Below are 8,464 nucleotides of genomic sequence, written 5' to 3' on the forward strand. Positions count from 1 at the left end.
CGTCGGGGGGGGCCCGTCCGCCGGCGACCCCCCCCGCCCGGCCACCGCGCCGCCCGCCCCCGCGGCGAGGGGGGTGCGCCCGACGCCGCCGCCCCACCGGCGCCTCCTGCCGGCGGCGAGGCCGCGCGGGCGCCGGGGGGCGGCCCCGCCGGCGATGTCCCGCCGCACCTGGGCGAGCGCCGCGGCGGTCTCCTGTTCGGTGGGACGCGGCCGCCCGAGGGCTTCGCGCACCAGGTCGATCTCGTTCATCGGTCTGACTCCTCGGTGATGAGCGTGGGGTCCACCCCGCCCAGGGCGTCACGGAGCTTGCGGCGGGCCCGGTTCAGCCGGGAGGCCACCGTTCCGGGCTTGAGGCCGAGCGCCTCGGCGACCTCGGGATAGGTGCAGTCGCCGAGGGCGACCAGCAGCAGCACGTCGCGGTCCCCCGGCGACAGGCCGCGGAGCGCCTCGGCGAGGCCGCCCCGCACGCGACCGGCGCTGACCTGGGCCACGACCTGCTCCTCATGCCCCGTCTGGGGACCGGCGGCGGGCGTTCTGGCGAGCGTCCGCAAGTAGCGGGCCTCGCCGCGCCGGTGCGTCGCCACCAGGTTGGTGGCGATGCCGAACAGCCACGGCCGCAGGGCGCCGCGCGCCGGGTCGTACCTGTCGCGCCGCCGGTAGGCCGTCAGGAACGTCTCCGCGGCGATGTCGTCGGCGGCGTCGGGGCCGAGCCGTCCCGCGACGTACCGGTGGACGTCGGGGAAGTGGCGGTGGAAGATCTCAGCGAACCGCTCAGGCTCATGCCACGATGCCTCGATCCCCACGGCGTCGTCGCGGAGCGGGTCCGCGGCGGCGGGGGTGTGGCTCATCGTCACCTCGTCCTTCGCTGGGGCGATCGGTCACCCCTACTCCGCCGCCCGTGCGGCAACCCTTCACACGGACAGGACCCGGCGACGCGCCGCGGCTCAGCGAGAGCGCGCGGGGCTGGTGACGGCGTGGGCGAGGTGGGTCAGGGACGCGGTGATCTGGGGCGGGGTCAGGCCCTGGCGGCGTTGCTCGGTGTAGACGTCGGGGGCCAGCGGGGCGAGCAGGGCGTCGGTGAGGGCGGCCGGGTCCGGGGTTCCCGCCTCGGTCAGCAGCATCCGGACGTGGGCGCGCCAGAAGCCGTAGGCGCCGGCGGCGAAGCGCGCCGCGCCCTGCTCCGCTCCGAGGACGAGCGCGATGTGGTCTTCCAGTAGCTCGACCATGGCGGCGTAGAAGGCGGCCAGGCGGTCGCCGGGGGGCGCGTCGGGGCCGAGCGGCGGGTCGCCGCGCAGCAGGCGCTCCTGGAGCGCGCGCTCGTGCTCGTCGAGGAGCGCCCGCGCGATCGAGACGGTGTCGGGGTAGCGGCGGTAGAGCGTGCCCCGCCCGACGCCCGCGGCCTTGGCGATGTCGTCCATGGTCACGGCGCGCGGGTCGCGGGAGGCGAACAGCTCGGCGGCGGCGGCCAGCACCTTGGCGCGGTTGCGGGCCGCGTCCGCGCGCTCGCGCGGCGGGCGGCCCGCGGGACGTCCGCTGAGCAGGTCGGTACGGGGCTCCATGACGGCGACTCTAGTAGCGATGTGGACAAAGTGTCCACATCGTTGCTACGGTCGAGCCGACTTCAAGCGGACATAGTGTCCAGTTATGAGGAGGCTGCTCATGGCCACGCTGCTGCACCTGGACGCCAGCGCCCGGCGCCGCTCGATCAGCCGCGAGATCGGCGACGCCTTCGCCGGGTCGTGGCGGGCCGCCCACCCCGGCGGGACGTACGTCCACCGGGACCTGGCGGCCGAGCCCGTCCCGCACATCGGCGAGGCGTGGACCGAGCTGTGCGACCACGTCCTCGCGCACGGCATCACCGACATCGACCGCTACAAGGAGGCCGTCCGCACGCCGGAGCAGGCCGAGGCGTGGGCGGTCGTCGAGCCGCTGCTGTCCGAGCTGGTGGCGGCGGACGTCGTGCTGATCGCGACGCCGATGTACAACTACTCGGTCCCGTCGGCGCTGAAGGCGTGGCTCGACCAGGTGACCTTCCCGCGGATGTCGCTCGCCGGACGGCGCTTCGTGGTCGCCACGGCGCGCGGCGGCGCGTACGGGCCCGGCGCCCCGAAGGCCCGCTTCGACCACCAGGAGCGCTTCCTCCGCGACTTCTTCGCCGGTCACTTCGCCGTCGAGGACGCCGTGTTCGTCGCCGCCGACCTGGCCAACTCCCGCGTCGACCCGGCCCTCGCCCACCGGCGCGCGGAGCACGACGAGCTGTACGCCGCCGCGCTCCGCACGGCCCGCGACCTGGGCAAGGAGTACTGATGAACTGGCTCGTCCTCGGGCTGGCGGGGCTGGTCGAGATCGCCTGGGCGCAGAGCATCAAGCCGACGCAGAGCTTCACCAGGCCGCTGCCGACCCTGGTCTGCCTGGTCCTCATGGTGGCCGCGGTCTGGCTGCTGGCCCAGGCGATGCGCACGCTCCCGGTCGGCACCGCGTACGCGGTCTTCACGGGCATCGGCGCGGTCGGCGCGATCGCGCTCGGCGTCGTCGTCCACAAGGACCCGCTGACGGCCGGGCGCACGACCGCGCTCGCCCTCATCGTCGCCGGCCTGGTCCTCGCCCGCGCCACCGGCTCCGAGTGACGCGCTCAGCGGCGGCGAGGGCGGCCGGCGCCCTCGGTCAGGTCGCGGCCATCGTGGCGAGCAGGGCCAGGGACTGCTCGTCCGGTGAGCCGGGCCGGGCGTGGAGGACGGTGAGCACTTGGCCGTCCTCCAGCGGCATCGCGTGGAAGCGGAGGCTGATCACACCCAGCTCCGGGTGCCGGAAGCTCTTCGCGCCCGCCGTGGTGGTGTGGACGTCGTGGCGGGCCCACAGTTCCCGGAACTCCTGGCTGCGCAGCGAGAGTTCGCCGATGAGTTCCGTCAGCTCGGGGTCGTCCCGCTCGGTTCCGATCCGGGCCCGGAAGTTGGCGACCGCCTCGGACGCCGCCGCGTTCCAGTCCACATGCGTCTCCCGTGTCCCGGGGTCCAGGAACACCGCGCGCAGCAGGTTGGTCCCGGGCACGTAGCAGGAGGCCAGCTCGCACGCCAGGGCGTTCGATCCGACGACGTTCATCCGGCGGCTGGTCACCGTGGCCGCTGTCGTCGTCCAGGCGTCCAGCAGTTCCTGCACCGTGTCCGACACCCGCTCCCGGGTGCGCGTGGCGGTCGGTGCCGGGCGGGCCAGGGCGTACAGGTGCTCCGTCAGTTCCTCGTCCAGGCGCAGCGCCCGGGCCAGCGACTCCAAGACGCTCTCCGAGGGGCGGTGGCCACGTCCCTGCTCCAGGCGCACGTAGTAGTCCGCGCTCACTCCCGCCAGGAAGGCCAGTTCCTCGCGCCGCAGCCCCGTCACGCGGCGACGGGCGTCGCCGGCGTCGTCGAGGCCCACGTCCTTGGGCCGGACCAGGGCTCGGCGAGCCCGGAGGAATTCTGCGAGAGCGGCGTCGTCCACCACTTCAGGCTACGTCGAGCCGTCCCGTACGAGGGTGGCCCTGCGATTCCCAGGCATCGGCCACCGATGGTGGAACGGCGCGGCCCGGCCACAGCATGGGGGCGTCGTGAACGAGAGGAGATCCACCATGCGGACGGTCAACGGCTGGGCGGCCCAGGCACCCGGCTCGGCGCTGGCGCCCTGGCGCTTCGAGCGCCGTGAGCTGCGACCCACCGACGTCGCGCTGCGAGTGACGCACGCCGGGGTGTGCTTCACCGACCTGGAGCACGTGCGGCCCCGGCCGGGCCACGAGCGGCCGGACATCTTTCCGCTGGTGCCGGGCCACGAGATCGTGGGCGAGGTGGTGGCCGTCGGCGGTGCGGTCACCGGCCTGCGGGTCGGCGATCCGGTCTGCGTGGGGAACATCGTCGACTCGTGCGGGGCGTGCGAGGCCTGCCGCAGCGGTGATCAGGAGTTCTGCGCGGAGTTCCCGACACTGACCTACGGGGGCCGGGACCGGCGCGACGGGTCCCTGACCCAGGGCGGATTCAGCGACGAGTACGTGGCCGACCAGGCGTTCGTGTACCGCCGCCCCGAGGGGCTCGACCCGGCCGGGACCGCGCCGCTGATGTGCGCGGGGATCACCACCTGGGTGCCGCTCAGGCGCTGGGAGGTCGGCCCGGGGCAGACGGTCGGCGTCATCGGCCTCGGCGGGCTCGGGCACGTGGCGGTGAAGCTGGCCAAGGCGCTCGGCGCCGAGGTCGTGGGCTTCACCACCTCACCCGGCAAGGCGAAGGACATGCTGGAACTCGGTGCCGACGACGTGGTGGTGTCGACCGACGCCGAGGCCATGGCCGGCCAGCGCGGGCGGTTCGACTTCATCCTCGACACCGTCCCCTTCGCGCACGACCTCTCGCCCTACCTGACGGCGCTCCGCTTCGACCGGACCCTGTGCACGCTCGGCATCGTGCCGGAGCTGTCCTTCACGCCTCAGGCCCTCCGGTTCGGGCGGAAACGGCTGGCGGGCGCGGGCAGCGGCGGCATCGCCGACACCCGGGAGATGCTCGACTTCTGCGCCGCCCACGACCTGACCGCGACCGTGGAGGTACTGCCCGTCGCCGAGGTCGACACGGCACTGGACCGGTTGGCCGCGGGCGACGTCAGGTACCGCTTCGTCCTCGACCTCACGGCCTGACGACCCGAGGCCGTGAGGGGAATGCGGCCGATCTTGGGCTTCATCGGGTGTTGCCGGGGGTACTGATGAGGCCAAGGAGGGTGGAGTGGGTTTCGGGGTCCGCGGCGGCGATGAGGCCGCCGGAGCCGGTGTGCGGCGGCCCGCCGTCGAGGCCGGTCACGACGCAGCCGGCGGCCTGGCAGAGCGCGATGCCGGCGGCGAAGTGCACGCTGTCGCGCAGGTGCCCGTCGGTCACGTAGGCGGCGCGGCGCCCGGCCGCCACCCACGCCACGGCCAGGGTCGTGGAGACCACGCGGGGACGGAACCGGCCCGCGAAGCCCGCGTCGGCGAGGAGATCGGCGGCGCGGAACGCCGGGGCGTTGGGGAACGGCGGGTCGAGGTTGACGTCCACGAGGTTCGAGGCGGGCGAGGGGACCAGCGGCGCGTCGGTGCCGCCCGTGCCACCGGTACCGCCCGCGCGGACGCGGGCGCGCGTGCCGTCCGTCCAGAAGACCTCGTCGTTGAACGGGTCGGCGGACGCCGCCGCGATCGTCTCGGAGCCCGCGCGGAGGGCGACGTTCACCGCCACCAGCATGCTGCGGACGGCGTAGTTCAGCGTCCCGCAGAGCGGATCGACCAGCCAGCGGCGGCCCGCGCCGGCCGGGCCGGTGCGGCCGCTCTCCTCGCCGGTCACGGCGTCGTCCGGGCGGGCGGCGCGGAGGACGTCCATGATCGCCTTCTCCGCCGCGAGGTCGGCGGACGTGGCGAAGTCGCCGCCGGGCTTGCCGAAGCGGTCGAGGGACGTGCCGTACATCTCCCGGACGACCGAGGCGCCCGCCAGCGCCGCGCGCACCGCCACCTGCGCATCGTCGTCCACGGGGTCGTCCAGGGCGTCGTCCACGGAGTTTTCTGCGGGGTTCTGCACGGGGCCGCAGCCTAGTCCTGCAAGGCGGATCCGCATCCTGGACCTGACCTGGTCAAGAACTGGGTTTCTACAAACACTTGACTCATTCAAGAAAACGAGGCAGCCTGTCGGACGTGGCCACGACCGTGGAAATCCGGCAGATGCTGCGCGGGGCCGCTCTCCGCGTGACCCGTCCGCGGGTCGCGGTGCTGAGCGCGGTGCACGCGCATCCGCACGCCGACACCGAATCGATCATCAGCGCCGTGCGCGGGGACGTCCCGAAGGTCTCCCACCAGGCGGTCTACGACTCGCTGCGCGCGCTGACGGACGCGGGCCTGGTCCGGCGGATCCAGCCGGCCGGCTCCGTCGCGCGCTACGAGGCGCGCGTCGGCGACAACCACCACCACATCGTGTGCCGGTCCTGCGGGACGATCGCCGACGCCGACTGCGCGACCGGCGAGGCGCCCTGCCTGACCGCGTCCGATGACAACGGCTTCTCGATCGATGAGGCCGAGGTCACCTACTGGGGCCTGTGCCCCGACTGCTCCACCGCTCACCGTTCCTCATCCGCCAACCTCGCGTAGCCCTGGAGGGAACCCCATGTCCGAGAACAACGAAGCCGCCGCGGGCCAGTGCCCTGTCGCGCACCAGCGCGCCCCGCACCCCACCCAGGGCGGCGGCAACCGCGGCTGGTGGCCCGACCGGCTCAACCTGAAGCTCCTCGCCAAGAACCCGCCGGTGACGAACCCGCTGGGGGAGGACTTCGACTACGCGGAGGCGTTCAACAGCCTCGACCTCGCGGCCGTGAAGCAGGACATCGCGACCGTGCTCACGGACTCGCAGGACTGGTGGCCCGCCGACTTCGGCAACTACGGGCCGCTGATCATCCGCATGGCGTGGCACAGCGCGGGCACCTACCGCGTCAGCGACGGCCGGGGCGGCGCCGGCGCGGGCCAGCAGCGCTTCGCGCCCCTCAACAGCTGGCCGGACAACGCGAGCCTCGACAAGGCCCGCCGCGTGCTCTGGCCGGTGAAGAAGAAGTACGGCCGCAAGATCTCGTGGGCCGACCTGATGATCCTCGCGGGCAACGTCGCGCTGGAGACGATGGGCCTGAAGACCTTCGGCTTCGCCGGCGGCCGCGAGGACGCCTGGGAGGCGGAGGAGGACGTCTTCTGGGGCCCCGAGACCGCGTGGCTGGACGACGAGCGCTACAGCGGCGACCGTGAGCTGGAGAAGCCCCTCGCCGCGGTGCAGATGGGCCTCATCTACGTCAACCCGGAGGGCCCGAACGGCAACCCGGACCCGCTCGCCGCGGCGCGCGACATCCGCGAGACCTTCGCCCGCATGGCGATGAACGACGAGGAGACCGTCGCGCTGATCGCCGGCGGCCACACCTTCGGCAAGACGCACGGCGCGGCCCCGGCCGACGCCATCGGCCCCGAGCCGGAGGGCGCCCCGCTGGAGGACCAGGGCCTCGGCTGGAAGAACAGCCACGGCACCGGCAAGGGCCGCGACTCCCACACCAGCGGCCTCGAGGTCACCTGGACCAGCACCCCGACCAAGTGGGACAACAGCTTCTTCGAGATCCTCTTCGGGTACGAGTGGGAGCTGGACAAGAGCCCGTCCGGGGCGAACCAGTGGCGGCCGAAGAACGGCGCCGGGGCGAACACGGTGCCCGACCCCGAGGACGGCACCCTCAACCGCGCGCCCGGGATGCTGACCACGGACCTGTCGCTGCGCTTCGACCCGATCTACGAGCCGATCGCGCGGCGGTTCAAGGACAACCCCGAGGAGTTCGCGGACGCGTTCGCTCGCGCCTGGTTCAAGCTGACCCACCGCGACATGGGGCCGATCCAGCGCTACCTCGGCCCGGAGGTGCCGAGCGAGACGCTGGTCTGGCAGGACCCGGTCCCGGCGGTCGACCACGAGCTCGTCGACGCGCAGGACATCGCCGCGCTCAAGGCCCGGCTGCTGGACTCCGGCCTGACGGTGTCCCAGCTCGCCGCCACCGCGTGGGCGTCGGCCGCCTCGTTCCGCGGCACCGACAAGCGCGGCGGCGCCAACGGCGCGCGCATCCGGCTGGAGCCGCAGCGGAGCTGGGAGGTCAACAACCCGGCCGAGCTCGCCACCGTGCTGCGCACGCTGGAGCAGGTCCAGGAGGCGTTCAACGCCGAGCAGACCGGCGGCAAGAAGATCTCCCTGGCCGACCTGATCGTGCTCGGCGGCTGCGCCGCCGTCGAGAAGGCGGCCAAGGACGCCGGCCACGACATCGAGGTGCCGTTCACGCCGGGACGCACCGACGCGTCGCAGGAGCAGACCGACGTCGAGTCGTTCGAGGTGATGGAGCCGACGCACGACGGGTTCCGCAACTACCTCGCGAAGGGCAACGTCCTGCCGGGCGAGTTCCTCCTCGTCGACCGGGCGAACCTGCTCACCCTGAGCGCCCCGGAGATGACGGTGCTCCTCGGCGGCCTGCGGGTCCTCGGCGTGAACCACGGGCAGTCCGACCTGGGCGTCCTCACCGACCGGCCCGGGCAGCTCACGAACGACTTCTTCGTCAACCTGCTCGACATGGGCACGGTGTGGAAGGCGGCGAACGAGGAGTCCGAGATCTACGAGGGCCGGGACGCCTCGGGCCAGGTCAAGTGGACCGGCAGCCGGGCCGACCTGGTGTTCGGCGCGAACTCCGAGCTCCGCGCGGTCGCCGAGGTCTACGCCTCCGACGACGCCAAGGAGAAGTTCGTCGAGGACTTCGTCGCGGCGTGGGACAAGGTGATGAACCTCGACCGGTACGACCTGAAGCGGGCCTGACACGACGGCGGCCGGGGGGGGGGGCCGGCGCGCCGGGGTGCGCGTGCACCCGGGGGGCGCCGCGCGCGACGCCGACCTGTACGAGCTGCTGTGGGGGCTGCTCCACGCCCGGACGGACGGGC

General features: G+C 73.4%; 9 protein-coding genes and 1 pseudogene. 5 read left to right on the forward strand and 5 right to left on the reverse strand.

The genetic code is table 11. From position 1 onward, the window contains the following. From ABZ914_RS06610 to ABZ914_RS06620, 3 genes and pseudogenes are all read right to left on the reverse strand, one after another. A pseudogene (locus ABZ914_RS06610) lies at positions 1–249 on the reverse strand (hypothetical protein); the annotation flags it as partial. Then, the gene (locus ABZ914_RS06615) at positions 246–848 is read right to left on the reverse strand and encodes an RNA polymerase sigma factor (protein ID WP_500192080.1); all 603 of its coding nucleotides are present in this window, start codon (positions 846–848) and stop codon (positions 246–248) included. The pseudogene ABZ914_RS06610 and the gene ABZ914_RS06615, both read right to left, overlap by 4 nt. 96 nt (positions 849–944) lie before the next feature. Then, entirely contained in the window at positions 945–1,559 is a 615-nt protein-coding gene (locus ABZ914_RS06620; RefSeq protein ID WP_500192081.1) for a TetR/AcrR family transcriptional regulator, read from the reverse strand. 85 nt (positions 1,560–1,644) lie between these two features. Here ABZ914_RS06620 and ABZ914_RS06625 point away from each other — a divergent pair, with 85 nt between their 5' ends. Together ABZ914_RS06625 and ABZ914_RS06630 are read left to right on the forward strand one after the other, a co-directional pair. After that, positions 1,645–2,307, forward strand: coding sequence for an FMN-dependent NADH-azoreductase (locus ABZ914_RS06625; protein ID WP_387032201.1), 663 nt, complete (start codon positions 1,645–1,647; stop codon positions 2,305–2,307). Further along, on the forward strand, positions 2,307–2,627 hold the full coding sequence (locus ABZ914_RS06630) for a DMT family transporter (RefSeq protein ID WP_500192082.1): 321 nt from the start codon (positions 2,307–2,309) through the stop codon (positions 2,625–2,627). The genes ABZ914_RS06625 and ABZ914_RS06630 overlap by 1 nt, the downstream gene beginning before the upstream one ends. Positions 2,628–2,664: 37 nt before the next feature. Here the strand turns inward: ABZ914_RS06630 and ABZ914_RS06635 are convergent, their stop codons facing one another. Then, complete coding sequence (locus ABZ914_RS06635) at positions 2,665–3,474, reverse strand: helix-turn-helix transcriptional regulator (protein ID WP_500192083.1); 810 nt, start codon at positions 3,472–3,474, stop codon at positions 2,665–2,667. A gap of 127 nt (positions 3,475–3,601) precedes the next feature. Here ABZ914_RS06635 and ABZ914_RS06640 point away from each other — a divergent pair, with 127 nt between their 5' ends. Beyond that, positions 3,602–4,648, forward strand: a complete 1,047-nt coding sequence (locus ABZ914_RS06640) for an NAD(P)-dependent alcohol dehydrogenase (RefSeq protein WP_500192084.1) — start codon at positions 3,602–3,604, stop codon at positions 4,646–4,648. Positions 4,649–4,688: 40 nt separating this feature from the next. Here the strand turns inward: ABZ914_RS06640 and ABZ914_RS06645 are convergent, their stop codons facing one another. After that, entirely contained in the window at positions 4,689–5,552 is an 864-nt protein-coding gene (locus ABZ914_RS06645; protein WP_500192085.1) for an inositol monophosphatase family protein, read from the reverse strand. 140 nt (positions 5,553–5,692) lie between these two features. Between ABZ914_RS06645 and ABZ914_RS06650 the strand changes: the two genes are divergently transcribed. After that, positions 5,693–6,115: a Fur family transcriptional regulator gene (locus ABZ914_RS06650; protein WP_500192120.1), complete on the forward strand. Its 423-nt coding sequence runs from the start codon at positions 5,693–5,695 to the stop codon at positions 6,113–6,115. Between the two features lie 16 nt (positions 6,116–6,131). Beyond that, positions 6,132–8,342 (forward strand): catalase/peroxidase HPI, encoded by a 2,211-nt coding sequence (gene katG, locus ABZ914_RS06655; RefSeq protein WP_500192086.1) that lies wholly within the window; start codon positions 6,132–6,134, stop codon positions 8,340–8,342. The last annotated feature ends 122 nt before the right edge of the window (positions 8,343–8,464 follow it).

Source organism: Spirillospora sp. NPDC046719, from assembly GCF_040645715.1.
GTDB lineage: Bacteria > Actinomycetota > Actinomycetes > Streptosporangiales > Streptosporangiaceae > Spirillospora.